Source organism: Enterobacter quasimori, assembly GCF_018597345.1.
In the GTDB taxonomy this organism is placed as follows: domain Bacteria; phylum Pseudomonadota; class Gammaproteobacteria; order Enterobacterales; family Enterobacteriaceae; genus Enterobacter; species Enterobacter mori.
This window is the reverse complement of record NZ_JAHEVU010000006.1, coordinates 40,586-65,333: the sequence shown is the minus strand read 5'-3', so window position 1 is coordinate 65,333 and position 24,748 is coordinate 40,586. Positions and strand designations below refer to the sequence as shown.

21 protein-coding genes are annotated in these 24,748 nt (G+C 57.1%); 11 read left to right on the top strand and 10 right to left on the bottom strand.

Annotated features, from left to right (window positions below):
- Positions 1-10: 10 nt before the first annotated feature.
- The 4 genes from feoB to greB all read right to left on the bottom strand — a co-directional run bounded on the left by feoB (position 11) and on the right by greB (position 5,830).
- The gene (feoB, locus tag KK102_RS19695; protein ID WP_216358268.1) at positions 11-2,329 is read right to left on the bottom strand and encodes a Fe(2+) transporter permease subunit FeoB; all 2,319 of its coding nucleotides are present in this window, start codon (positions 2,327-2,329) and stop codon (positions 11-13) included.
- Between the two features lie 29 nt (positions 2,330-2,358).
- On the bottom strand, positions 2,359-2,586 hold the full coding sequence (feoA, locus tag KK102_RS19690; protein ID WP_010436417.1) for a ferrous iron transporter A: 228 nt from the start codon (positions 2,584-2,586) through the stop codon (positions 2,359-2,361).
- A gap of 353 nt (positions 2,587-2,939) precedes the next feature.
- Positions 2,940-5,270 (bottom strand): Tex family protein, encoded by a 2,331-nt coding sequence (locus KK102_RS19685; RefSeq protein WP_216358267.1) that lies wholly within the window; start codon positions 5,268-5,270, stop codon positions 2,940-2,942.
- Between the two features lie 86 nt (positions 5,271-5,356).
- Positions 5,357-5,830, bottom strand: coding sequence for a transcription elongation factor GreB (gene greB, locus KK102_RS19680; protein WP_010436410.1), 474 nt, complete (start codon positions 5,828-5,830; stop codon positions 5,357-5,359).
- Positions 5,831-6,058: 228 nt separating this feature from the next.
- Between greB and ompR the strand changes: the two genes are divergently transcribed.
- Together ompR and envZ are read left to right on the top strand one after the other, a co-directional pair.
- The gene (ompR, locus tag KK102_RS19675) at positions 6,059-6,778 is read left to right on the top strand and encodes an osmolarity response regulator transcription factor OmpR (protein ID WP_001157751.1); all 720 of its coding nucleotides are present in this window, start codon (positions 6,059-6,061) and stop codon (positions 6,776-6,778) included.
- On the top strand, positions 6,775-8,121 hold the full coding sequence (gene envZ / locus KK102_RS19670; protein WP_023309494.1) for a two-component system sensor histidine kinase EnvZ: 1,347 nt from the start codon (positions 6,775-6,777) through the stop codon (positions 8,119-8,121). Before ompR ends, envZ begins: the two co-directional genes overlap by 4 nt.
- A gap of 158 nt (positions 8,122-8,279) precedes the next feature.
- Here envZ and pckA read toward each other — a convergent pair whose 3' ends face one another.
- The 5 genes from pckA to KK102_RS19645 form a co-directional block, all read right to left on the bottom strand.
- Complete coding sequence (gene pckA / locus KK102_RS19665; RefSeq protein ID WP_216358266.1) at positions 8,280-9,896, bottom strand: phosphoenolpyruvate carboxykinase (ATP); 1,617 nt, start codon at positions 9,894-9,896, stop codon at positions 8,280-8,282.
- A 390-nt stretch (positions 9,897-10,286) separates the two neighbouring features.
- Positions 10,287-11,165, bottom strand: a complete 879-nt coding sequence (gene hslO / locus KK102_RS19660; RefSeq protein WP_010436401.1) for an Hsp33 family molecular chaperone HslO — start codon at positions 11,163-11,165, stop codon at positions 10,287-10,289.
- A gap of 24 nt (positions 11,166-11,189) precedes the next feature.
- Entirely contained in the window at positions 11,190-11,591 is a 402-nt protein-coding gene (gene hslR / locus KK102_RS19655; protein WP_042718914.1) for a ribosome-associated heat shock protein Hsp15, read from the bottom strand.
- Positions 11,588-12,271, bottom strand: coding sequence for a GMP/IMP nucleotidase (gene yrfG, locus KK102_RS19650; protein WP_126545849.1), 684 nt, complete (start codon positions 12,269-12,271; stop codon positions 11,588-11,590). Before yrfG ends, hslR begins: the two co-directional genes overlap by 4 nt.
- Before the next feature lie 64 nt (positions 12,272-12,335).
- On the bottom strand, positions 12,336-14,474 hold the full coding sequence (locus KK102_RS19645; RefSeq protein ID WP_216358265.1) for an intracellular growth attenuator family protein: 2,139 nt from the start codon (positions 14,472-14,474) through the stop codon (positions 12,336-12,338).
- 321 nt (positions 14,475-14,795) lie between these two features.
- On the opposite strand from KK102_RS19645, the gene nudE reads away from it, so the two are divergent.
- Positions 14,796-15,356, top strand: coding sequence for an ADP compounds hydrolase NudE (gene nudE, locus KK102_RS19640; RefSeq protein ID WP_126545847.1), 561 nt, complete (start codon positions 14,796-14,798; stop codon positions 15,354-15,356).
- A gap of 79 nt (positions 15,357-15,435) precedes the next feature.
- On the opposite strand, the gene mrcA is transcribed toward nudE, so the two are convergent.
- A complete protein-coding gene (gene mrcA, locus KK102_RS19635; protein ID WP_216358264.1) occupies positions 15,436-17,988 on the bottom strand; it encodes a peptidoglycan glycosyltransferase/peptidoglycan DD-transpeptidase MrcA in 2,553 nt (850 codons plus the stop codon).
- Between the two features lie 120 nt (positions 17,989-18,108).
- Here mrcA and KK102_RS19630 point away from each other — a divergent pair, with 120 nt between their 5' ends.
- The 8 genes from KK102_RS19630 to damX all read left to right on the top strand — a co-directional run bounded on the left by KK102_RS19630 (position 18,109) and on the right by damX (position 24,718).
- Complete coding sequence (locus KK102_RS19630) at positions 18,109-18,885, top strand: type IV pilus biogenesis protein PilM (RefSeq protein ID WP_216358263.1); 777 nt, start codon at positions 18,109-18,111, stop codon at positions 18,883-18,885.
- Positions 18,882-19,376, top strand: coding sequence for a PilN domain-containing protein (locus KK102_RS19625; RefSeq protein WP_216358262.1), 495 nt, complete (start codon positions 18,882-18,884; stop codon positions 19,374-19,376). The genes KK102_RS19630 and KK102_RS19625 overlap by 4 nt, the downstream gene beginning before the upstream one ends.
- Positions 19,377-19,379: 3 nt before the next feature.
- Positions 19,380-19,841 carry a HofO family protein gene (locus tag KK102_RS22270; RefSeq protein ID WP_244992695.1) on the top strand — a complete coding sequence of 154 codons (462 nt, stop codon included), beginning with the start codon at positions 19,380-19,382 and terminating at the stop codon, positions 19,839-19,841.
- Positions 19,831-20,244: a HofP DNA utilization family protein gene (locus tag KK102_RS19615; RefSeq protein ID WP_216358261.1), complete on the top strand. Its 414-nt coding sequence runs from the start codon at positions 19,831-19,833 to the stop codon at positions 20,242-20,244. Before KK102_RS22270 ends, KK102_RS19615 begins: the two co-directional genes overlap by 11 nt.
- Positions 20,159-21,373, top strand: coding sequence for a DNA uptake porin HofQ (gene hofQ / locus KK102_RS19610; protein WP_420842102.1), 1,215 nt, complete (start codon positions 20,159-20,161; stop codon positions 21,371-21,373). The genes KK102_RS19615 and hofQ overlap by 86 nt, the downstream gene beginning before the upstream one ends.
- Before the next feature lie 286 nt (positions 21,374-21,659).
- Positions 21,660-22,181 carry a shikimate kinase AroK gene (gene aroK / locus KK102_RS19605; RefSeq protein WP_010436374.1) on the top strand — a complete coding sequence of 174 codons (522 nt, stop codon included), beginning with the start codon at positions 21,660-21,662 and terminating at the stop codon, positions 22,179-22,181.
- 57 nt (positions 22,182-22,238) lie between these two features.
- Positions 22,239-23,327, top strand: a complete 1,089-nt coding sequence (gene aroB / locus KK102_RS19600; RefSeq protein ID WP_216358259.1) for a 3-dehydroquinate synthase — start codon at positions 22,239-22,241, stop codon at positions 23,325-23,327.
- Positions 23,328-23,419: 92 nt separating this feature from the next.
- Positions 23,420-24,718: a cell division protein DamX gene (damX, locus tag KK102_RS19595; RefSeq protein WP_126545839.1), complete on the top strand. Its 1,299-nt coding sequence runs from the start codon at positions 23,420-23,422 to the stop codon at positions 24,716-24,718.
- The last annotated feature ends 30 nt before the right edge of the window (positions 24,719-24,748 follow it).

The window sequence follows — 24,748 nt, the reverse complement described above, 5'->3', positions numbered from 1 at the left end:
GGTTTGCCCCTCAGTGACAGTCGCCGGTCGGGCTGTTGCAGCAGGAGGTCGGCGTTTTACGCGTCGCCAGCAGGTTGATATCAACGCGGCTCCGCGCCCGGCGCAGCAGACCAATTACCATCACGTTAAACAGGATCACCGCCAGGATGCAGACCAGGCTGTAACGCGGGTGCTGGCTGAAGTTAACGGTCTGATAGAACACCGTCGCCAGGGAGTAAGCGATATTCAACCCCCACAGAATGGAGAAGCCCATCCAGCCGCGGCTGGACTCGCGGGCAATCGCCCCCATCACCGAGATGCACGGAATGTACAGCAACACGAAGATGAGGTAGCTGTAGGCCGCTGACGCACTGCCGAATTTCTCGCTCATCACGCCCATGGCGCCGGTCGCCATTTCGCCGTCGCCTTTGCTGGCCTCAATCGGGTTCGCCAGCACGCTCAGGCTGAAGGTGTCTTTCAGGCTCTGCCAGGTTTCCTCAACGGCACCCAGCAGTTCGTCGCCGAGGTGAAACTCTGCCGGATTGAACTCTTGTTCCTGAATGTTCTCTGCGGTGTAGAGCGTGTTCAGCGTCCCGACAACCACCTCTTTCGCCATTGCGCCGGTGAACAGGCCAACGGTCGCCTGCCAGTTATCCTCCTGCACGCCAATCGGTTTGAAGACCGGCGTGATGACGCGGCTGACGGAGGCGAGGGCAGAGTCGTTGATGTTATCTGCCGCCTGGCCGCTCAACGTGAAGCTGTTCAGCGCGCTCAGGAAGATGCTGACGATGACAATCACCTTACCGGCGCGCAGCACGAAGCCTTTCAGACGCTGCCAGGTCTGGATCGCCAGGCTCTTCAGATGCGGTACGTGGTAAACCGGCAGCTCCATCACGAACGGTGACGCTTCACCGCGCATAATGGTGTGCTTCAGCATCAGACCGGTCAGGATCGCCATGACGATGCCGAGCACGTACAGCGAGAAGACCGCCAGCGCGCCCTGCTGGCCAAAGAAAGCGGCGGCAAAGACCGCAAAGATGGCCAGACGTGCGCCGCAGGACATAAACGGCGCCATCATGATGGTCATCAGACGTTCTCGCGGTGCATCGAGCGTACGTGCACCCATTACCGACGGCACGTTGCAGCCGAAGCCAACGATCAGCGGCACGAAGGATTTACCCGGCAGCCCCAGCGCCTGCATCAGGCGATCCATCACGAACGCCGCGCGAGCCATATAGCCGGAGTCTTCGAGGAAGGAGAGGAACAGGTACATCATGCCGATTTGCGGCACCAGCGGCAGCACGGTGTTGATACCGCCGCCAATCCCCTGGGCGAGGAAGATGGTCAGCCATTCCGGGAAGTGGAGGGTGTAGCCCAGCCACTGGATACCGTGCACGAATATCGCCACGGAACCGGCATCAAAGACAGGCTGGAGCGCGCCGCCGATGTTAATGGCAAGCAGGAACATCAGGTACATCACCAGCAGAAAGATGGGCAAACCGAGGAAGCGGTTGAGCACAATCTTATCTACGGCGGCGGTAAAGCGGCTGGGTTCCGCCGTCAGGGCGTTGCTGACCACGTCGCAAATCGCGGCGATGGCCTGATAGCGCGCGTCCGCGATGTGCAGTGCCGGGTCATCCAGCTCGTCGCTCAGGCGTGCCAGCGCTACGTCGAGTTTATCTGCTGCGTCACCGGCATAGGCGCGGCTGTAGATATCGCCTTCCAGCATCTGCAGGCCGAGCCACTGGCGCTGTCTGGCAGGCATGGCGGTGTCCATCTCCTGCGCCAGCTTGCTGGCTTCGCGAAGCAGCGGCTGCGCGTAGTGCACCAGTTCAACGTCGGCGTTGCCTGCGTGGCGGTCAACGGCCAGCTTCAGGGCGTCAATGCCGCGCGCGCGGGTAGAGACCAGCGGAACCACCGGGCAGCCCAGGCGGGCGGAGAGAGCATCGACGTCGATGCGCAATTTCTGCTTCTCTGCGATATCAAGCATGTTGAGCGCCACGATGCAGGGGATCCCCAGCTCAAGCAGCTGCAGCGTCAGATAGAGATTGCGCTCAAGGTTGGACGCATCCACCACGTTGATGAGCAGATCCGCATCGCCGCTCAGAATATAGTGGCAGGCGATCTGCTCATCGAGCGAGGTCTGGGATGAAATCGTGGTGAGCGAATAGGTGCCAGGCAGGTCAACCAGCGTGACCTGATTGTCTGTCGTCGTAAACTGGCCTTCTTTGCGTTCAACCGTCACGCCTGCCCAGTTCCCCACGCGCTGGCGCGCACCGGTTAACTGATTAAATAAGGTTGTCTTGCCGGAATTAGGATTGCCAATTAAGCCAATAGTTAATTTTTTCATTGTAATAGACTCACTGAACCGCTGGCTTGTTATTGAGATAACGCTTCGACTTCAATTAAGGCGAGGTCTTTCTTACGCAGTACCAGATTGACGCGTCGGGTTTCGATATGAACAGGGTCGCCCAGCGGGGCCACGCGTACTACCTGGAATGACGAGCCGGGTAGCATGCCGAGTGACAAGAGCTTTTGCCGATAGGCGGGGCTAATTTCACGAGTAAAACCGGTAATTTTCCATGCACTGTCTGGAGTGAATTGCATAGCGCCTGATTCCACGAGAGGTTAAATAATCTACACAATGATGATAATGAGAATAGTTTTTATCAGCAATATTAAAACTGTGACGGAATGTTGTTAATCGTATTAATTTGCGGTCTGATTGACCTTGCTCAATATTTGCAGAATTACCCGGGAAGGAATAAAAAGCTTATTTGTTAATGGAGTGATAAATAGTGGTTTAAATATGGATGTGCAATCGGTTTCATATATTTCGATATGATTTTATTCCCCTCACCCCGGCCCTCTCCCCAAAGGGGAGAGGGAGAAAAGACCGCACCGTGCGATCCCCTCTCCCCTTTGGGGAGAGGGTTAGGGTGAGGGGAATTTTTGTTACCTTAGCGTTTCTTACCCATCGCCGCTGCCAGCGCATCCATCATCGCGCTGTTGCCCGCAGGCTGCGCGTCACGTCCGCGCGGTTTTGCTGCTTTCGCGGCCGGACGCTGCTGCTCGCGGCCACCGCCGTTGCCGCCGCGGCGCGCGTTGGTTTCGCCCGGCTGCTCGTCCAGACGCATGGTCAGGGCGATACGCTTGCGCTGCAGATCCACTTCCAGCACTTTCACCTTCACGATGTCGCCCGCTTTGACCACGGTGTGCGGGTCTTCAACGAACTTGTCGGCGAGGGAAGAAATGTGGACCAGACCGTCCTGATGCACGCCGATATCCACAAACGCGCCAAAGTTGGTGACGTTGGTGACCGCACCTTCCAGCACCATGCCGGGCAGCAGGTCGTTCATGGTCTCGATACCGTCAGCAAAGGTCGCCGTTTTGAACTCAGGACGCGGATCGCGGCCCGGTTTTTCCAGCTCTTTGATGATGTCGCTAACCGTCGGCACGCCAAACTGCTCGTCGGTGAAATCCGATGCTTTCAGGTTACGCAGCGCGCTGCTGTCGCCCATCAGGTCTTTCAGCGCCTGCTGGGTCGCGGCCAGAATGCGCTCCACCACAGGGTAGGCTTCCGGGTGAACGGTAGAGGCATCAAGCGGGTTATCGCCGTGGTTGATACGCAGGAAGCCCGCGCACTGCTCAAAGGCTTTCGGCCCCAGACGGCTCACCTTCAGCAGCTGCTGACGGTTCTGGAACTGGCCGTTCTCATCACGCCAGGCGACGATGTTCTGCGCCATCATGCGGGTTAAGCCCGCCACGCGGGTCAGCAGAGGAACGGATGCGGTGTTCAGGTCAACGCCGACGGCGTTTACGCAGTCTTCCACGACAGCATCCAGCTTGCGCGCCAGCTGCGTCTGGCTCACGTCGTGCTGATACTGGCCCACGCCGATGGATTTCGGGTCGATCTTCACGAGTTCCGCCAGCGGGTCCTGCAGGCGGCGAGCGATAGAGACCGCACCGCGCAGGGAAACGTCCAGGTCCGGGAACTCCTGTGCCGCCAGCTCGGATGCGGAATAGACGGATGCCCCCGCTTCGCTGACGATCACTTTCTGCGCCGTCACTTTCGGGAACTGCTTCTGCACGTCGAGGTAGAACCGCTCGGTCTCACGTGAGGCCGTACCGTTGCCGATGGCGACCAGCTCGACGTTGTATTTTTCGCACAGCGCCGCCACCACCACGGCCGCTTTCGCTGCCTGACCGGTGTGCGGATAAATGGTATCGGTGGCCACCAGCTTGCCGGTGCCGTCAACCACAGCGACTTTTACACCGGTGCGCAGACCCGGATCGAGACCCATGGTCGCGCGCAGGCCAGCAGGGGCGGCCATCAGCAGGTCGTGCAGGTTACGGGCGAAGACGTTAATCGCTTCATCTTCGGCGCGCTCGCGCACGGTGCCCATCAGCTCGGTTTCGAGGTGCATCAGCACCTTGATACGCCAGGTCCAGCTCACCACGCCTTTGCGCCAGCTGTCCGCCGGGGCGTTGTTCAGGCGTAGGCCAAGATGGTCGATGATGATCTGCTCGCAGTGGCTCTCTTTCGGCGGCTCGTCAAACTGCGGGTCGGCGTTCAGGGAGAGCTGCAGCACGCCTTCGTTACGGCCGCGGAACATCGCCAGCGCGCGGTGGGAAGGGGCGGTAGAGATCGGTTCGTGGTGATCGAAGTAGTCGCGGAATTTCGCGCCTTCTTCCTCTTTACCCGTGACGACGGTAGAGACGATGTGGGCATTCTTCCACAGGTAATCACGCACTTTAGCGAGCAGGGCGGCGTCTTCGGCGAAGCGCTCCATCAGAATATAGCGCGCGCCGTCGAGGGCGGCTTTGGTGTCCGCCACGCCTTTGTCGGCGTCGATGAATTTCGCCGCTTCGGTATCCGGATCGTGGGACGGCTCGTTCCACAGCAGGTCGGCCAGCGGCTCAAGGCCCGCTTCAATCGCAATCTGCCCGCGCGTGCGGCGCTTCGGTTTATACGGCAGATAGAGATCTTCGAGTTCGGTTTTGCTCAGGGTGCCGTTGATGGCGTTTTCCAGCTCGTTGGTCAGCTTGCCCTGTTCGCCAATGGATTTGAGGATCGCCTGACGACGTTCTTCCAGCTCGCGCAGATAACCGAGACGGGTTTCCAGGTTACGCAGCTGCGTGTCATCCAGACCGCCGGTGACTTCCTTACGATAGCGTGCAATAAACGGCACGGTGTTCCCTTCATCAAGCAGGCGAACGGCAGCTTCTACCTGTTCGGCTCTGGCCTGAATATCACCCGCAATAATGCGGCAGAGCGAATCTTTCATCATGGCTTTATCATCTTGTGGGTCAAAAATCAGGGGATAGTTATACGGGCTGACACGGCAAAATGCCAGCCGTGGAGGGCGCTCTCGGACTATTTAACGTACTCGATTTCGTTCACGTACCAGCTGGCTTCGCCAGAAGGGGTTTGAACGACGGCCAAATCACCCACTTCCTTTTTCAGCAGCGCGCGCGCCATCGGCGAGTCGATGGAGATGTAATCCTTACGACCAAAAATTTCATCGTAGCCAACGATGCGAAAACGCAGGGTGTTGCCGTCGTCGTTTTCAATCTCCACCCACGCGCCGAAGAACACTTTGCCCTCCTGCTGCGGGGAGTAATCAACAATTTTCAGATTCTCAAGGCACTTCGTCAGGTAGCGAACCCGGCGGTCGATCTCACGCAGTCGCTTTTTGTTGTACTGATAATCCGCATTTTCGCTGCGATCCCCCAGGCTTGCCGCCCAGGTCACCTTTTTGGTCACCTCAGGACGCTCTTCGCGCCACAGGTAATCCATCTCTTTTTTGAGTTTCTCGTACCCTTCGCGGGTGATCAGGGGCGTTTTCATGGTGAAGCCTTTGCTGCCGGTTTGCTGTCTTGCGCACAATACGTACCACACAGTGTAACAGACAGGATTAATAATGATTTATGTGATGAAATGAGCAGATAAGCTGCTGTTAAATATGCTTTGTAACAATTTCGACTAGAATTTATACCAGAATTAGCTGGTCGAATACGTGCACTTTTTTAGAATACGCTGTTACAAAGACTATCCGAACCTTTGGGAGTACACACAATGCAAGAAAACTACAAAATTCTGGTCGTGGATGACGACATGCGCCTGCGCGCGCTGCTTGAGCGTTATCTGACCGAGCAGGGCTTCCAGGTTCGTAGCGTCGCGAACGCTGAGCAGATGGACCGTCTGTTGACCCGTGAATCTTTCCATCTGATGGTCCTTGACCTGATGCTGCCTGGCGAAGACGGGCTCTCCATCTGCCGCCGTCTGCGCAGCCAGAGCAACCCGATGCCGATCATCATGGTGACGGCGAAGGGCGAAGAGGTTGACCGTATCGTGGGCCTCGAAATTGGCGCAGACGACTACATTCCAAAACCGTTTAACCCGCGCGAGCTGCTGGCGCGTATTCGCGCCGTGCTGCGCCGTCAGGCGAACGAACTGCCGGGCGCTCCTTCCCAGGAAGAAGCGGTGATTGCCTTCGGTAAGTTCAAGCTGAACCTCGGCACCCGTGAGATGTTCCGTGAAGACGAGCCAATGCCGCTCACCAGCGGCGAGTTTGCGGTACTGAAAGCGCTGGTCAGCCACCCGCGCGAGCCGCTTTCCCGTGACAAGCTGATGAACCTGGCGCGCGGTCGCGAATACTCCGCAATGGAACGCTCCATCGACGTGCAGATCTCCCGCCTGCGCCGCATGGTGGAAGAAGATCCGGCGCACCCTCGTTATATTCAGACCGTGTGGGGTCTGGGCTACGTGTTTGTCCCGGACGGCTCTAAAGCATGAGGCGAATGCGCTTCTCGCCGCGAAGCTCGTTTGCCCGCACCCTGTTATTGATCGTCACTCTGCTGTTCGTCAGCCTGGTGACGACCTATCTGGTGGTGCTGAACTTTGCGATCCTGCCGAGCCTCCAGCAGTTTAATAAGGTCCTTGCCTACGAAGTCCGTATGCTGATGACCGATAAGCTGCAGCTGGAGGACGGCACGCAGCTCGTCGTTCCCCCGGCGTTTCGCCGTGAAATCTACCGCGAACTGGGCATTTCGCTCTACTCGAATGAAGCGGCGGAAGACGCGGGCCTGCGCTGGGCGCAGCACTATGAATTCCTCAGCCAGCAGATGGCGCAGCAGCTGGGCGGCCCGACGGAAGTGCGCGTTGAGGTCAACAAGAGCTCGCCCGTCGTCTGGCTGAAAACCTGGCTCTCACCCAATATCTGGGTGCGCGTCCCGCTGACCGAAATCCATCAGGGCGACTTCTCGCCGCTGTTCCGCTACACCCTGGCGATTATGCTGCTGGCGATAGGCGGCGCGTGGCTGTTTATCCGTATACAGAACCGACCGCTGGTCGACCTGGAGCACGCTGCGCTGCAGGTCGGTAAAGGGATTATTCCTCCTCCACTGCGCGAGTATGGCGCCTCGGAGGTCCGCTCGGTGACGCGTGCGTTTAACCATATGGCGGCAGGCGTGAAGCAGCTGGCGGATGACCGTACGCTGCTGATGGCGGGCGTCAGCCATGACCTGCGCACGCCGCTAACGCGTATCCGTCTGGCGACGGAGATGATGGGGGAAGAGGACGGTTACCTTGCCGAGTCCATCAACAAGGACATCGAAGAGTGTAACGCCATCATCGAGCAGTTCATCGACTACCTGCGCACCGGACAGGAGATGCCGATGGAAATGGCTGACCTGAACGCGGTGCTGGGCGAGGTGGTGGCGGCGGAAAGCGGCTACGAGCGTGAGATTGATACCGACCTGCAGGCGGGGGAGATCCAGGTGCGCATGCATCCGCTCTCCATCAAACGTGCAGTGGCGAACATGGTGGTCAACGCGGCTCGCTACGGCAATGGCTGGATTAAAGTCAGCAGCGGGTCTGAACTCAACCGCGCCTGGTTCCAGGTGGAAGACGACGGGCCGGGCATCAAGCCCGAGCAGCGTAAGCATCTGTTCCAGCCGTTTGTGCGCGGCGACAGCGCGCGCAGCACCAGCGGAACCGGTTTAGGCCTGGCGATTGTGCAGCGTATTATCGATAACCATAACGGACTGCTGGAGATTGGCACCAGCGAACGGGGTGGGCTGAGCATTCGCGCCTGGCTGCCGGTTCCGGTGACGCGGGGGCAGGTGAAAGAGAGTTAAAAAAGGGTGGCACGAGCCACCCTTTTTGTAGGTCGGGTAAGGCGAAGCCGTCACCCGACAATACGCAGACTGTGCGGTTTGGTGCCCTCACCCCGGCCCTCTCCCACGGGGAGAGGGAGAAAACATTAAAAAAGGCAACTTTCGTTGCCTTTTTGCTTTTACCTTGGTCCCGCGCTCACCAGCGCTTCGCCTGCAGGGGTATCGGTATACTTCTCGAAGTTCTCGATAAACAGCTTCGCCAGCGATTCCGCCTTCTCGCGCCACTGCTCCGGCGAACCGTACGTATTGCGCGGGTCGAGGATATGCGTATCCACACCCGGCAGCGACGTTGGGATCGCCAGGTCAAACATCGGCAGCGTGAAGGTTTCGGCGTCGTCCAGAGAACCATCCAGAATGGCGTCGATAATCGCGCGGGTATCTTTGATGGAAATACGCTTGCCGGTGCCGTTCCAGCCGGTGTTCACCAGGTAAGCCTGCGCGCCGGATGCCTGCATGCGTTTCACCAGCACTTCAGCATACTGCGTCGGGTGCAGCGACAGGAAGGCTGCGCCGAAGCAGGCGGAGAAGGTTGGGGTTGGCTCCGTCACGCCGCGCTCTGTGCCCGCCAGCTTGGCAGTGAAACCGGAAAGGAAGTGGTACTGCGTCTGGCTGGCTGTCAGGCGGGAAACCGGAGGCAGCACGCCGAACGCATCCGCCGTCAGGAAAATCACCTTCGTGGCATGACCCGCTTTTGACACCGGCTTCACGATATTGTCGATGTGGTAGATCGGGTAAGAGACGCGGGTGTTTTCCGTTTTCGACGCATCGTCGAAGTCGATGGAGCCGTCAGCGCGCACGGTGACGTTTTCCAGCAGCGCATCGCGACGGATCGCGTGGAAGATATCCGGCTCGGCCTCTTCAGACAGGCGAATGGTCTTCGCGTAGCAGCCGCCTTCAAAGTTGAATACGCCGTCGTCATCCCACCCGTGTTCGTCATCGCCAATCAGGCGGCGTTTCGGGTCGGTAGAGAGGGTTGTTTTCCCGGTGCCGGACAGGCCGAAGAAGACCGCCACGTCGCCTTTCTCGCCGACGTTCGCCGAGCAGTGCATGGAGGCGATACCGCGCAGCGGCAGCAGGTAGTTCATGACCGAGAACATCCCTTTCTTCATTTCGCCGCCGTACCAGGTACCGCCAATCAGCTGGATACGCTCGGTCAGGTTGAAGGCAACAAAGTTTTCGGAGTTCAGACCCTGCTCTTTCCACTGTGGATTCGTGCATTTCGCACCGTTCATCACGATGAAATCCGGGGTGAAGTCCTGCAGCTCTTCGTCGGTTGGACGAATAAACATGTTTTTCACGAAATGCGCCTGCCAGGCCACTTCGGTAATGAAACGCACGGAAAGTCGGGTGTCGGCGTTAGCGCCGCAGAAAGCATCGATAATGAACAGGCGCTTGCCGGAGAGTTGGTGAGTGACGAGCCCTTTCAGATGCTGCCAGGTCTCCGGGGAGAGCGGTTTGTTGTCGTTCTTCCCTTTGCCCTTATCAGCCCACCACAGCGTATCGCGGGTGGTTTCGTCTCGGACGATATACTTATCTTTCGGCGAACGACCGGTAAAAATACCGGTATCGACGGCGATAGCACCAAGGTTTGTCAACACACCTCGCTCGTATCCTTCCAGTGCTGGATTGAGCTCTTCCTGATACAGCGTATCGTAATCGGGGTTGTAGACGATTTCCTGGACGTCGTGAATACCATAAGCCTTGAGATCTTGCGGGGTTAAACCAGTAACACGCATATCACTGCTCCTTAGCCAATATGTACTGCCTGAAATTGTAGGGTTTTTCTGAGGTTGTTAACCGCGACGGGGCTCATAGATTTACGTATCTGGACAAAACCCTTACTAACGGAAAACGCTGCGACTCCAGTCACAGCGCAGGCGGATTATCGCAGGAATCGCTTTTTGGTTGTGGAAAATGTTCCTAAAAGGTTAAGGGCTGGTGAATTTAACCGAAGGAATGTGAATGTAATCGCATACACGTAAGAAAATTACGTAAGAGTTACATAGGGAAAACGATTCAGCTTGGGGGGGATATTTACCCCTCACCCTAACCCTCTCCCCAAAGGGGAGAGGGAACTAAAACACCCTCTCCCCTTTGGGGAGAGGGCAGGGTGAGGGGAAAGAGGTTTAGTGAACCTGCGGATCCGCCGGGGAGGCGTTGTTGCGGATCTCGGCGATATCCATCGAATTGAACACGTAGTGCGTACCGCAGTAGTCACAGTGCATGTCGATTTCACCGTCTTCCGCCATGATGCTGTCGATCTCTTCGTCAGGCAGCGTTTTCAGGGCGCCCGCGCAGCGCTCGCGGGAGCAGGTGCACTTAAACTCCACCGCCTGCGGGTCGTATACCGTCACTTCTTCTTCGTGGTACAGACGCCACAGCACGTCGGTCGCCGACAGGTTGAAGAGCTCTTCTGCTTTGACGGTTTCGGTCAGCGTCGCCAGGTGCTCAAAGTCGTTGGTCTGGGCATCCTGCGCAGGCAGAACCTGCAGCAGCATACCGCCAGCAGCAGGCTGACCGTCCACTTCACCGGTGCGGATGAACAGACGGGTTGGCAGCTGTTCAGAACGCATGAAGTAGTCTTCCAGGCAGGCTGCCAGGGTATCGCCTTCCAGCCCGACCACGCCCTGATAGCGCTCGCCTTCCTCCGGGGAGATGGTGATCACCAGATAGCCGTTGCCGACCAGCGTTTTCAGATCCGCATTTTCAGGGACTTCACCCTGAACGCGCGCGACGCCGCGCATCTGCTGCTGGTTATTGCCGTTGATCACCGCCAGCGTCATCGGGCCGTCACCCTGCAGCTGCACGGTGATATCGCCAGCGAATTTCAGCGTGGCGGTCAGCAGGCTGGTGGCAACCAGCAGTTCGCCCAACAGGGTTTTCACCGGCAGCGGGTAGTTGTGGTTTTCCAGAATCTGTTTCCAGGTTTCGGATACGGTGACCAGCTCGCCGCGCACGGCGAATTGTTCAAACAGATAGCGGTGTAATTGGTCGTGTTGGGCCATTTTCATCTCTCGTGCAGGTGAGGGTTACTCGGTCTCACCGTGTTTAAATTTCATCAGATCGCGGCGCTCTTTTTTATCCGGTCGCCGGTCCGGGTGAGGCATCGTCAGCGCGTTCATTTTGCGCGCCAGCGCGGTTTTCTCACGCTTTTCAATGCTTTCAGCTGTCTCTTCATAAAGCTGTGTGGCTTCGGTTGCGGGACGTCGCTGTTCGGTAATGGCTTTAATCACTACCGTTTTTTCATCATTACCCTGGCGCAGCGTTAAGGTGGCATTCAGCTCAACCATCTTGCTCGGCTTGCTGCGCTGACCGTTGTAATGCACTTTGCCACCATCAACCATTTCGCGGGCAAGGGCGCGCGTTTTATAAAACCGGGCCGCCCATAGCCATTTATCCAGTCTTACCCCATCAGAGGGTTTTTCTTTCATGGCGTCTCCTTCACGGTGAGTGAGGGGATCATCCGGCGATAGTCGTTCAGCCCCGGATGCCGCAGGTAGCTTTTTTCAGCCAGTCCGGAATCAGGATTGGTCACGCCCAGACAATAGCGAATGCCAAACGTCGCGGCGGCATCCAGAATCGGCTCGCTGTCGTCAATAAACAGCGTACGTTCCGGCTGCAAACCCGTCTCTTCCTTCACCGCATGCCACAACCGCTGATCCTCTTTCGGATAACCAAATGTGTGGGTGGAAAGTAATAAATCAAGGTGTGACGCCAGACCCGTATGTTCCAGCTTCACGGCCAGATTATGGGGATGCGCGTTAGTCAGCAAAATGCGGCGCTTGCCGCTGGCTTTCAGGGCATCCAGGAACGGCACCGTATCGTCGCGCAGCACGGCGCGTGGCCCTTGGGCGGTGGTCATGGCACAAATATCCAAACCGAGGCGCTCGCTCCAGTAGTCCAGACAGTACCAGTTTAGCGTATGCTGCACGGCGCTATATTGCGAACGAATGAATTCCTGCGCTTCTGCCGGAGAGATACCCTGCTGTTTACCGTATGTTTCGGGCACCAGTTGTTGCCAGAAAAAGTTATCAAAGGCGAGATCGAGCAGCGTACCGTCCATATCCAGCAGGACGGTATCGACCTCCTGCCAGGCAATATCAAGATGCATTTAGGGGAACTCCAGCCAGAAGAAACGTGCGCGACAGGGTAGCACAACTTGCCGCGCAGTGACGTTATCCGATCAGGCTCTCAGAAGAGGAGATGAGTTTAGGATTGAGGCAGTTTTCGTAATACTGCTGAATCTCAGCAAGCCGGGTGCGCGAACGCTGATAGCGGCGCAAGGCCATAAAGCCGTTCCAGAAAATGCATGCCAGCATTGCTATCATCAGCAGAGATGTACCGATATAACGCCACAATCCTGCGCTATCCGGCATCCGGTGCAGGTCGACATGGCGCGTGCCATTGGCGTCGGTGAAGATACGTGTGACGATCCCTTCCGCGCTGAACGGCGTTTGCATCAGCATCTGAGCAAGGCGCTGGAACTCTCCCCACTGCTCCTGAGCCGGGTAGTCATATAACGCAACTTGTGGATACGGCTGATCAACCAGATCGCTCCCTTCATCGCTGACAATCACAAAGCCGCCCGGTGCCGGGCTGTTTAAGGCCTGGGCTGCTCGGGTGGTTTCGCGCATCACAAACGGCGCGGTGGAGGTGGCGACGAGGTTATCCAGAGATTCGGCGCTAACGGGACGCAGCAGCACGTTGACACCATCCAGGCGTCCTGCTTCCGCGCGTTTCACCAGTGCATCCCAGTCCTTGCTGTTCCCGAGATTCACCAGTGCGTTTTTAAGCCGCACGCACTCGTCCTGAGCAGAACAGAGATCCTCTGTTTTCAGGACGATTTCACCAAAGTCATCCAGCAGTACCATGCCCGATTTCTGAATTGCCGAACGCAGGGCAGGGCTAACGCGGGAATCGTCATCCGGTTTCGGATGCAGCTGGCGGTTGACCGTCTCGGTGAGCGCCGTGGCTTTATTCACGACATCGGATTCAGGCAGCGGCAGCGGAGGCGCATCGTTCCAGATAATTTGCGAACAATCAAACGGCATAAACGGCGAATTCTGACGTGTGTTCCATGCGCCAGGCGCATGGATGTTACACATTCCGGTCCCTTGCAGACGCAGCGTATCACCCACGCGTATGCCGGCGTCTTCCAGCTGCTTCACGCTGGTGGCTTCTACCGTCTGCGCCCCTTTAATCCATGACAGGGTGAACTTAATGGGCATATCCAGCGGCACGAAAAGTAGCAGCATCGTAAAGACCAGCGCTGCGCCGCCAGCAATGACCGTGCTGCGAAGCCAGTGCTGAAGCGGGAAGTTTTTCACTTCATCATGCAGAGACAGGAAGCGCCCCTGACGCACAACGTGGCGGTCAAGGTAGATATCGATGTCGGTTTTATGCCCTAAATCCTGGGCGATCCACGGCTGCCAGTGGCGCGGATAGATAAGGTCGATAATACCGAGCGAGATATTATTGAGGTGTTCCTGATCGTTCTCGCCGAAGAGACCCCAGCGCTTTGGCGTGCCACGCAGGCAGTGGATTTCACGCAGCGATGTTTTCGTCGGAGGGGCAAACAGACCCCACAGTCCGGCGGACAGGAGCAAAACTGCGCCGCCCGCAAGCCAGGGAACGAAAACATCTGGCGTGAGCAGACAGAAGAAAAAGAGCAGAAATGCCGCAACAATCAGCACCGCTTCACGAATACCGTCCGGACGGCTTAGGGCGTACTCTTCATGCGTCTCCTGACGAATGTTCAGCAGTTCAATCTGCTCTGTCTCTTCACCGCGAATGCTGGCCTGCGTTGAACTCGTGCGTTCCAGCGCGAAGCGCGGTGCTTCATGCACGTACTCATTGAGGTGATGGCCGTTTAGCGAGATAACCAGCGGCAGGGAGTCGGTATGAATCAGCTCTACGCTGTTTTCATCATTAATGTACTGTTCCCAGAATGGCGGCAGATGGACCTCGACAGAATCCAGGTAATAACGCCATTTGTTAGGGTCGTCAGTCGTAATGCCGTAACGGGTGATCGAGCGCGTCACGCAGAGCACGGTGTCGCTTTGTGCGTTAAGATTGAGGGAGACCGGCGCCGTACTGGCACCCGTTGGTCCAGGCGACTGCTGGGCGCGGTTCAGGTTATCGAGGTAGTGTTCAATGGCGCTGCGTTCTTCAGGCGCGAGCTTACGTGTCGTCGCACCCGCAAAAGCGTTTAAAAAGGGCAGTCGATATCGACGCTGTACGCGACGCCTGTACGCCCACCCTGCAACCAGCGCGGCGGCCAGCATAGCAGCGAGAACAATCAAAATGGTGCTCATGCTTTCCCCATCTTACTTATCTTACAGGTGTAGTCAGTAGCACCTTTAACATGAATGAGAGTCTGTGGTTGGCTATCGGCAAGTATGGAGTCGAACTTGAGCATTCTGAAGCGCATCCCAGTGACCGATGATAATAGCAAAGCCTGTGATGGCGCGATATCAGCAAATTCCTGGAAACATTTCAACCTCTTGACATTTGTTTTGAATTAAGGATTGATTCCAGCTACGTTGCATAAATGTAAATAAAGTACAATTGACATTGCCCAAACCGTGCGGCATATCGCACAATAACGCCAGTTCACACAGCAAAGACCCGTCAAGATGAGCAAACCACTACAAAAACCCACCATTCTGAGCGTTGAAACCGTCGCTAAATCGCGCCTGTTTAATGTGGAAAGTGTGGACCTGGAGTTCAGCAACGGCGTGCGTCGCGTTTACGAACGTATGCGCCCCTCTTCGCGTGAAGCGGTGATGATTGTCCCCATCGTTGACGATCACCTGATCTTGATCCGTGAATACGCTGTAGGAACTGAATCTTATGAACTTGGATTCTCCAAGGGACTGATCGATCCGGGCGAGACCGTTTTCGAAGCCGCCAACCGTGAACTGAAAGAAGAGGTCGGTTTTGGCGCGAATGAGCTGTCGTTCCTGAAAAAACTGAGCATGGCCCCGTCCTATTTTTCCAGCAAAATGAATATCGTAGTGGCGGAAGATCTCTATCCAGAATCGCTGGAAGGAGACGAGCCGGAGCCGCTGCCGCAGGTTCGCTGGCCGCTGGCGCATCTGATGGATTTACTGGAAGACCCGGACTTTAACGAAGCGCGTAACGTGAGCGCCCTGTTCCTGGTACGCGAGTGGTTGAAAGCGCAGGGGCGACTGTAGGCCATAAAAAAGCCGGGTGGCGGCTTCGCCTTACCCGGCCTGCACTTCTTTGCCCGGTTTTAACCGGGCATTTTTATGCTTAGAACAGCTCGTGCGTTTCGCCGTTATCGATAATTTCTGTTCCCACCTCATGCACCGCCTGCCTGGTCGGCTGCGTGCCTTCGATGAAATACTCTTCACGGCTATTTCCGCCATTGGCGAGCTGCCCGGTGTTGCGGTCAATGTTGACCGTGACAATGCCCGGCGGAGGCGTTAGCGGCTGCTCCGGCACGCCTTCCAGAACGGATTTCATGTAGGCATCCCACGCCGGCTGCGCGCTCTTCGCACCGCCTTCGTAACCGGAGATCTGATCTTTAATCGCGCCGGAGGCCGTGGTGCGACCCAAATCGCGACGGTGATCGTCAAAGCCGATCCAGACGGAGGTGACCACACCCGGTCCGTAACCGGAGAACCACGCATCTTTCGAGCTGTTGGTGGTCCCCGTTTTCCCGCCGATGTCGCGGCGCTGCAAATCACGTCCGGCACGCCAGCCGGTGCCTTGCCAACCCGGCTCACCAAAGATATTGGTATTCAGCGCGCTCTTAATCAGGAACGACAGCGGCGTGTTGATCACGTGTGGGGCATACTCCTGCGCACCGGTCTGGGCAACCAGCGCCTGGTTAGCCTGCTCCAGCTGAGGCTGGGGTACCGCTGAGTTCTGCTGTTCCTGAGAAACGGCCACATCTTCCATGTCTTTGTTTTCAAGTACGTTGGACTTCTGCGTATCGCCGTAGATGACTGGAATATCGCACTCTGCACAGGCAATTTTCGGCTTCGCCTCGAACAGCACGCCGCCCTGGTCGTTCTCAATTTTACTGATGAAGTACGGATCGATCAGGAACCCGCCGTTCGTCATTACCGCATAACCGCGCGCGACCTGAAGCGGCGTAAAGGACGCGGAGCCGAGCGCCAGCGATTCGGTATGGACAATATTCTGCGCCGGGAAGCCGAAGCGCTGCAGATACTCTGCCGCATAGTCAACGCCCATGGCGCGCATGGCGCGAACCATCACCACGTTTTTCGACTGCCCCAGACCCTGACGAAGACGGATTGGGCCCGCATATTGCGGTGGAGAGTTCTTCGGCTGCCAGTCAGAACCCGCACCGGCATCCCAGCGGGAAATCGGTACGTCGTTGAGAATACTGGCGAGCGTCAGCCCTTTATCCATCGCGGCGGTGTAGAGGAACGGCTTGATGTTAGAGCCAACCTGACGCAGCGCCTGAGTGGCACGGTTAAATTTGCTCTGGTTGAAGTCAAACCCGCCGACCAGCGCCATCACCGCACCGTTTTGCGGATTAATGGAGACGAGCGCGGAGTTCACGTCTGGCACCTGTGCCAGCCACCACGCATCGCCCACCTGACGAACCCAGATTTGCTGACCCGTCTGCACCGCGTCAGTCACTTTGCGCGGCGTCGGGCCTTGCAGCGTGTCAGAGCGGTACGGACGGGCCCAGCGGATCCCTTCCATTCGCAGCGAGACGGACGTGCCGTCTGCCAGCAGTGCGACGGCCTCCTGCGGATCGGCCTGTGTGACAACGGCTGGCAGCAGCGGGCCATAGGTTGGCAGTGTCTTCAGCGAGTCGGTGATTTTCTTGCTGTCCCACGCGCTTTCGCCCACTTTCCACAGCACGTTCGACGGGCCGCGGTAGCCGTGGCGCATGTCGTAATCCATCACGTTGTTACGCACTGCCTGCTGTGCCGCCTGCTGAACTTTGCGGGTCACGGTGGTGTAAACGCGATAGCCGTCTTCATAGGCCTTCTCGCCATAACGGCTGACCATCTCCTGACGAACCATCTCGGTGAGATACGGTGAGGAGAAGGCGATTTCCGGCGCATGATAGTTGGCGTCGATAACATCGCTGCGTGCCTGGTCGTACTCGGTCTGGCTGATGTAGCCTTCGCTTAGCATACGCGACAGCACCACGTTACGACGCGCAGTCGCACGGTCCATGGAGTAGAGCGGGTTGAACGTGGATGGCGCTTTCGGCAGACCGGCGATGGTCGCCATTTCGCTCAGCGTCAGTTGTTCTACCGGCTTACCGAAGTACACCTGCGCAGCAGCGCCAACGCCATAGGCGCGGTAACCGAGATAGATCTTGTTGAGGTAAAGCTCAAGGATCTCGTCTTTGCTCAGCAGCTGCTCGATGCGGATCGCGAGGAACACCTCTTTGATCTTGCGCGTTAGCGTCTTTTCAGGGCTAAGGAAGAAGTTACGCGCCAGCTGCTGCGTAATGGTACTGGCCCCCTGAGAGGCATGACCGGAGAATAACGCAATGCTGGCGGCGCGGAAAATCCCCACCGGATCGACGCCGTGGTGCTCGTAAAAACGGCTGTCCTCGGTGGCGATAAACGCTTTCACCATCACGGGAGGAATTTGCTTTAAGGTCAGCGGGATACGGCGTTTTTCGCCATATTGCGCCATGAGCTCGCCATCGGCGCTATAGACCTGCATTGGGATCTGGAGCCGCACATCACGAAGCGTGGCGACATCAGGTAGCTGCGGCTCAATATATTTGTACAAACCATAAATCGAGCCTGCTCCCAGCAGAATGCAACAGACTGCAAGGATCAATAAATACTTTACGAACTTCACCGGAGATTTCCCATCTGGTTTCACTTGGGCAGTTTCTAAACAATCGCGCGGTAGTATAAAGGCAAGCCTGATTCATTGATATAGCCGTCACTCTGACGGGCGATAAGGAGATCGTGAAGTATGGCTTTCAAAACCTGGCAAACGGGCATTCATATTCAACAAGATAGGGTGCGCATCGTCGCGCTGACCAAAGAAAAGTCAGGGTGGCGTTTACGGCGCTGGTGGGCTGTTTCTCTGGCAGACGGCATTATCCACGACGGGAAAATGCTCAAGCCAGAACACCTGGTTGCCGCGTTACGCGACTGGCGACGTGCGTTGCCCCATTACCACCGGGTATTCCTCTCATTTCCCGCTGCGCGCACGCTGCAACGGTCGCTGCCGCGCCCGTCCATGGCCCTTCGCGACAGCGAGCAGGTTTCCTGGGTGGGTTCCACGCTGTCCCGTGAGTTGGAGATGTCCACAGACGGGCTGTGCTTTGACTATGTGGAGGACACGTTCAGCAACACATTTCATGTTACGGCGGCGCAAAACAACGAAGTCGATGCCCTTTTGTTGCTGGCAAAAACGCTGCGCCTGCGGTTAGCGGCAATCACGCCGGATGCAGGCGCGTTAGGAAATCTCCTCCCCGCCGTTGCCCCTGCTCAGTGCGTCGCCTGGCGGGATCGGCACCAGTGGCTGTGGGCGATGCGCCACCAGTGGGGACGGCGCTACGCCACAGAAGCGAAAGATGTCACCGAACTGGCTGCACTGCTTGCGCTCTCTTCTGATGACATCGTTCAGTTCGATGCTACACGCGACCCCTGGAAACTGCTGGTCAGCTGCCAGCCTCCCTTACCCGAGTGCGGTGCTGATTTTACCGTCGCGCTGGCGTTGGCCATGAGTGAGGTGCCTGAATGAGCATGGCGAATTTTTTACCGTGGCGACAGCAGCGCCGGATGCGCTGCCTGCGCTTCTGGGGCGTGCTGTTTATCGCGTCATTGCTGGTGACGCTGACCGTCGGGCTTGGCCTGCGGATGAACCATGACGTGAGGCTGCGTGCGCTACAGAGTGAACTGGCGGGAATCAACGCGGTGCAACAAATACTGAAAACACGTCAGCGCCCCTCTGCACCTCCAGCAGCGACTGGGGTGGAACCCCGGCCCGTCGCATGGCAACCGGCGCTGGAGTCACTCTCTGCCGTAATGCCAGCGCAAGCCTGGCTTTCAGCGTTACGTTATCAGCCGCCTGTGCTTACGGTGAGCGGGTATGCCTCCGCCCTCCCGGCACTGGCAGCCATGACGGATGCGCTGAAACAGGTAGCAGGGTTTAGCTTCGGGTCTGCTGGTGAACTGCAGCAGGATAGCCAGGGCCGCTGGGTGTTCACTTTTCAGCTTAAGCGCCGGGGGTAGACCATGGAACAACGTCTGCAACGCTGGGTCGAAACCCGCTCTTTTGTGCGGGTGATCTGCTGGTGCGTGGTGTCCGGGTTTATTGCCGTGGCCGTATGGGGGGTTCTGGTCCGGCCCGTCGGGTTGAAGTGTGAAGAACTCGAGGCGTTATCCATTCGCGCCAGGCACTTGAATGCCGCGTTGTGGCCCGGGGCCGGACGGCAACCCGTGGCGCCAGCCCAGCGCGAGATGCCGCCCGTTCAGCCCTTCTCGCCGCTGGATTTTCAGGACAAGAGAACCGCGCTGGTGCGCTGGAAACCGCAGCAGGACGGCGGGGAACTGGTGCTGGATGCGCTATGGTCAGATGTCCCTGCGCTGTTTTCCCGTCTGGCGCAGCAGGCGGTGAGCGTCAGGGCGTTTAGCCTTGCACCTGAGGGCACGACGCTACGCCTGAGCCTGCAGCTGGTGAGCGATCATGCGCAGTAAAGTGCGCTACCTGATTCTCTGTTCGCTGCTGTTTCTGACTGGAATGCGCGATCCTTTCCGGCCCCCGGAGGATAGCTGCGCGGTTGGGCTGCTCGGCCAGTGGCGATATCAGGGAATGGTGAGTGGCAACACCGAAACCGGCATTTTGCGCGACGGGCAACAGCGCTGGCACCGCGTGAAAAGGGATGAACGTTTACCGCCCGGCTGGCGGGTGAGCAAGATGGATCAACAACAGCTGACCGTGGATGTCGGTGACCTGTGTGAACCGACGCAATGGACATGGCAACGAGAAGGAACGAATAAAAGTGACGTTAAGGATACTGCTGTTACTGCTGTTACTGCTGGCGCTCAGCCAGCCACTGTGGGCCGCCGCGCCAAAACCCGTCACTCTCGTGGTGGATGATGTCCCTGTCGTACAGGTGCTGCAGGCGCTGGTGGCGCAGGAGAACCGTAATCTGGTGGTATCGCCAGATGTGACGGGCTCGCTTTCATTGAATTTAACGCGCGTGCCGTGGCGACAGGCGTTGCAGACGGTGGTGACCAGTGCCGGGCTTGTCCTGCAGGAAGACGGCGGTATCTTTTATGTCCACACTGCCGCCTGGCAACGCGAGCAGCAGGCACGGCGGTTGCTTGAGGCTCCGCTCGTCTCACACAGCATTCCGTTTACCTGGGCGGATGCCGGGGACGTGCAAAAAAACGCCGAAAAGCTCCTGAGCCCGAAGGGCAGTATATCCGTCGATAAGCGCACAAACCGCCTGTGGGTGCGGGATAATCAGAGCGTCGTGGACGTACTCAAGCGTTGGGCGGAGCAGATGGATCTGCCCGTTGAGCAGGTGGAGCTTTCGGCCCATATCGTCACCATTAACGAAAAAAGCCTGCGTGAACTGGGGGTGAAATGGAATCTCGCAGAGGCCACGGAGGCCGGTAAGGTGGGGCAGGTCACGACGCTCGGAACCGATCTGTCGGTTGCCGGTGCCACCACGCAGGTCGGGTTTAACATTGGGCGCATTAACGGCAGGCTGCTGGATCTGGAACTGTCGGCTCTGGAGCAAAAACAGCAGGTGGATATTATCGCCAGTCCACGGCTGCTGGCGTCCCATATGCAACCGGCCAGCATCAAGCAGGGCAGCGAAATTCCGTATCAGGTCTCCAGCGGCGAGAGCGGCGCGACCTCAGTGGAATTTAAAGAGGCCGTGCTGGGGATGGAGGTTACCCCGGTGGTGCTGCCGGGAGGGCGCGTGCGTCTGAAGCTTCACATTAGCGAAAACATGCCGGGTCAGGTACTTCAGCAGGCCGATGGCGAAACGCTGGCAATTGATAAGCAAGAGATAGAAACGCAGGTGGAGGTAAAAAGCGGAGAAACGCTGGCGCTGGGCGGCATTTTCTCGCAAAAGAATAAAACCGGCAGCGATAGCGTGCCGGGGCTGGGGAAAATCCCCTGGATTGGGCAACTGTTCCGTCACGACGGCAAAGATAACGAGCGGCGCGAGCTGGTGGTGTTTATTACGCCACGCCTGGTCGGTATTCATTAACGGGTAACGATCCCCGCAATGATTTTGCATTCAGTTTGTTGCAGATGTTTGACGTGGGGCATGAATTAGCATACAAGGAGTACCGATTTGAGTTGGACTTACCTCTTATTACCTTATGCGTCTGGTGCGGTGATTTAATCAGTTGCCAAACAAGCCGGAGTATTGAGATAATTTTTAGTCTGACTCTCGCTCTATTGCATATGAGGTTTCAGTTCATGTCCTGCTACGCTGGGTGTCTGCGAAGCGGGGATTACCATTAACGAATAGTCTTAGTAGTACCGAAAAAATGGCAGAGAAACGCAATATCTTTCTGGTTGGGCCTATGGGTGCCGGCAAAAGCACTATTGGGCGTCAGTTAGCTCAACAACTCAATATGGAATTTTACGATTCTGATCAAGAGATTGAGAAACGAACCGGAGCGGATGTGGGCTGGGTCTTCGATGTAGAAGGCGAAGAAGGTTTCCGTGACCGAGAAGAAAAAGTGATCAACGAACTCACGGAAAAACAGGGCATTGTGCTGGCAACTGGCGGCGGCTCTGTTAAATCTCGCGAAACCCGCAACCGTCTCTCCGCCCGTGGTGTAGTGGTCTATCTTGAGACAACTATCGAAAAACAACTGGCACGTACGCAGCGCGATAAAAAGCGCCCGCTGCTGCAGGTTGAAACGCCACCACGTGAAGTTCTGGAAGCCCTGGCAGGCGAACGCAATCCTCTGTACGAAGAGATTGCTGATGTGACCATTCGTACTGACGATCAGAGCGCTAAAGTGGTTGCAAACCAGATTATTCATATGCTGGAAAGCAACTGATTCTGGCTTTATATACACTCGCCTGCGGGTAAAAGCATTTAAGGTGGATGTCGCGTCATGGAGAGGATTACAGTTACTCTCGGGGAACGTAGTTACCCTATCACCATCGCGGCTGGTTTGTTTAACGACCCAGCTTCCTTCTTACCACTGAAAGCGGGTGATCAGGCGATGCTGGTCACCAATGAGACACTGGCTCCGCTTTATCTTGACCGCGTGCGCCACCTGCTTGAGCAGGCGGGCGTGAAGGTCGACAGTGTGATTCTGCCCGATGGCGAGCAGTATAAAAGCCTGACGGTGCTTGATACCGTCTTTACCGCACTTCTGCAAAAACCGCACGGTCGCGATACGACACTGCTCGCCCTCGGCGGCGGTGTTGTAGGCGATCTCACCGGCTTTGCGGCCGCCAGCTATCAACGCGGTGTGCGCTTTATTCAGATCCCAACGACCCTGCTGTCGCAGGTCGACTCATCTGTTGGCGGCAAAACTGCAGTCAACCATCCGCTCGGTAAAAACATGATTGGCGCGTTCTACCAGCCGGCATCGGTGGTGGTGGATCTCGACTGTCTGAAAACCTTACCTGAGCGTGAGCTGGCGTCTGGTCTTGCGGAAGTGATCAAATACGGCATTATTCTTGACGGTGAGTTCTTCGCCTGGCTGGAAGAGAATATGGATGCCCTGCTGCGCCTTGACGGGCCAGCGTTGGCGTACTGTATTCGTCGTTGTTGTGAGCTGAAAGCAGAAGTCGTTGCAGCAGACGAGCGCGAAACGGGCTTACGTGCTTTACTGAATCTGGGGCATACGTTTGGTCACGCGATCGAGGCTGAAATGGGCTACGGCAACTGGCTTCATGGCGAAGCGGTTGCGGCCGGTATGGTCATGGCTGCGCGTGCGTCTGAGCGCCTGGGTCAGTTCAAACCGGAAGAGACGGCGCGCATCATTGCGCTGCTTGAACGTGCCGGGTTGCCAGTGACAGGGCCGCAGGAGATGTCTGCGCAGGCGTATCTACCCCACATGATGCGCGATAAAAAAGTATTGGCAGGTGAGATGCGTCTGGTACTCCCGCTTGCAATAGGGAAGAGTGAAATGCGCGGCGGAGTGCCGCACGATGTCGTTCTTGGCGCTATCGCTGATTGTCAGCAGGCGTAACAACTAGAAAGGTCAGGCCACTGTTACCGGTGGTCGTTTAGCTTCAGGTGAAATGCAAAGTCGTTGGCATAAGCCTTTGAGTGGGGTGTTAAATGGATGAATTCAAACCAGAAGACGAGCTGAAACCCGATCCCAGCGATCGTCGTACTGGTCGTTCTCGTCAATCTTCAGAACGTGATAACGAGCCGCAGATCAACTTTGACGATGTTGATCTGGATGCAGACGATCGTCGCCCTTCACGCAGCCGTAACGCGCGTGATGAGCGAGAAGAAGAGGATTATGAGTCCGAAGAAGATTCAATGGACGAAGAGCCTGTAGAGCGTCGCCCGCGTAAACGTAAAAAAGCGGTAGCGGCGAAACCGGCTTCCCGCCAGTACATTATGATGGGGCTGGGCGTTCTGGTACTGCTGCTGCTGATTGTCGGCATTGGTTCCGCGCTGAAAGCACCCTCAACGAATTCGGCCGATCAGACGGCTTCTACTGAGAAGAGCATCAACCTGTCAGGTAACGATGCGACCGACCAGGCAAACGGCGCGCAGCCAGCACCGGGCACCACGTCTGCAGAGCAGACTGCGGGTAATACAACGACTCCGCAGGATGTGTCTTTGCCGCCAGTCTCTTCGACCCCGACCGAAGGGCAGGCACCTGCTACGCCAGAGGGCCAGCAGCGTGTAGAGGTTCAGGGCGATCTGAATAACGCACTGACGCAGCCTCAGAACCAGGGTCAGATGAACAACGTGGTGGTCAACTCTACGCTGCCAACTGAACCTGCAACCGTCGCGCCGATTCGCGGCAGCAATGCACAACCGCAAGCAACGGCAACCGCGTCGGCAACGGAAACCAAACCGCGCCAGACGCAGACTGCACCGCGTCAGGAACGCAAACAGGCCGTGATTGAGCCGAAGCGTGAAAGCAAGCCGCAGACTGTGGCTAAAGCGCCTGAAGTGAAAGCGCCAGCGCAGACCAAACCTGCAGTGAGCGAGCCGGTGAAAGCGCCAGCGGCAACAGCAGCGCCAAAAGCGACAGCAACCACAACGGCACCTGCAGCGACGGCAGCACCAACTGCCACGGCAACCACTTCCAGCGCAGCAGCGGGTAAAACGGCAGGCAACGTGGGTTCTCTGAAATCTGCGCCATCCAGCAATTACACCCTGCAGTTGAGCAGTTCGTCTAACTATGACAACCTCAACGGTTGGGCAAAGAAATCGAATCTGAAAAACTACGTTGTTTATCAGACGACCCGCAACGGGCAGCCGTGGTATGTGCTGGTGAGCGGTGTGTATGCTTCTAAAGATGAAGCGAAACGCGCTGTTGCAACACTGCCCGCTGATGTCCAGGCGAAGAACCCGTGGGCGAAGCCGATTCATCAGGTGCAGGCCGATCTGAAGTAATGTTTAAAGCGCAGGATGCTGTCGGAGCTT

What these genes read in the sequence shown, in the direction of transcription:
- feoB (WP_216358268.1), bottom strand. Translation starts at nt 2,329, where the DNA reads ATGAAAAAATTAACTATTGGCTTAATTGGCAATCCTAATTCCGGCAAG.
- feoA (WP_010436417.1), bottom strand. Translation starts at nt 2,586, where the DNA reads ATGCAATTCACTCCAGACAGTGCATGGAAAATTACCGGTTTTACTCGT.
- KK102_RS19685 (WP_216358267.1), bottom strand. Translation starts at nt 5,270, where the DNA reads ATGATGAAAGATTCGCTCTGCCGCATTATTGCGGGTGATATTCAGGCC.
- greB (WP_010436410.1), bottom strand. Translation starts at nt 5,830, where the DNA reads ATGAAAACGCCCCTGATCACCCGCGAAGGGTACGAGAAACTCAAAAAA.
- ompR (WP_001157751.1), top strand. Translation starts at nt 6,059, where the DNA reads ATGCAAGAAAACTACAAAATTCTGGTCGTGGATGACGACATGCGCCTG.
- envZ (WP_023309494.1), top strand. Translation starts at nt 6,775, where the DNA reads ATGAGGCGAATGCGCTTCTCGCCGCGAAGCTCGTTTGCCCGCACCCTG.
- pckA (WP_216358266.1), bottom strand. Translation starts at nt 9,896, where the DNA reads ATGCGTGTTACTGGTTTAACCCCGCAAGATCTCAAGGCTTATGGTATT.
- hslO (WP_010436401.1), bottom strand. Translation starts at nt 11,165, where the DNA reads ATGGCCCAACACGACCAATTACACCGCTATCTGTTTGAACAATTCGCC.
- hslR (WP_042718914.1), bottom strand. Translation starts at nt 11,591, where the DNA reads ATGAAAGAAAAACCCTCTGATGGGGTAAGACTGGATAAATGGCTATGG.
- yrfG (WP_126545849.1), bottom strand. Translation starts at nt 12,271, where the DNA reads ATGCATCTTGATATTGCCTGGCAGGAGGTCGATACCGTCCTGCTGGAT.
- KK102_RS19645 (WP_216358265.1), bottom strand. Translation starts at nt 14,474, where the DNA reads ATGAGCACCATTTTGATTGTTCTCGCTGCTATGCTGGCCGCCGCGCTG.
- nudE (WP_126545847.1), top strand. Translation starts at nt 14,796, where the DNA reads ATGAGCAAACCACTACAAAAACCCACCATTCTGAGCGTTGAAACCGTC.
- KK102_RS19630 (WP_216358263.1), top strand. Translation starts at nt 18,109, where the DNA reads ATGGCTTTCAAAACCTGGCAAACGGGCATTCATATTCAACAAGATAGG.
- KK102_RS19625 (WP_216358262.1), top strand. Translation starts at nt 18,882, where the DNA reads ATGAGCATGGCGAATTTTTTACCGTGGCGACAGCAGCGCCGGATGCGC.
- KK102_RS22270 (WP_244992695.1), top strand. Translation starts at nt 19,380, where the DNA reads ATGGAACAACGTCTGCAACGCTGGGTCGAAACCCGCTCTTTTGTGCGG.
- KK102_RS19615 (WP_216358261.1), top strand. Translation starts at nt 19,831, where the DNA reads ATGCGCAGTAAAGTGCGCTACCTGATTCTCTGTTCGCTGCTGTTTCTG.
- aroK (WP_010436374.1), top strand. Translation starts at nt 21,660, where the DNA reads ATGGCAGAGAAACGCAATATCTTTCTGGTTGGGCCTATGGGTGCCGGC.
- aroB (WP_216358259.1), top strand. Translation starts at nt 22,239, where the DNA reads ATGGAGAGGATTACAGTTACTCTCGGGGAACGTAGTTACCCTATCACC.
- damX (WP_126545839.1), top strand. Translation starts at nt 23,420, where the DNA reads ATGGATGAATTCAAACCAGAAGACGAGCTGAAACCCGATCCCAGCGAT.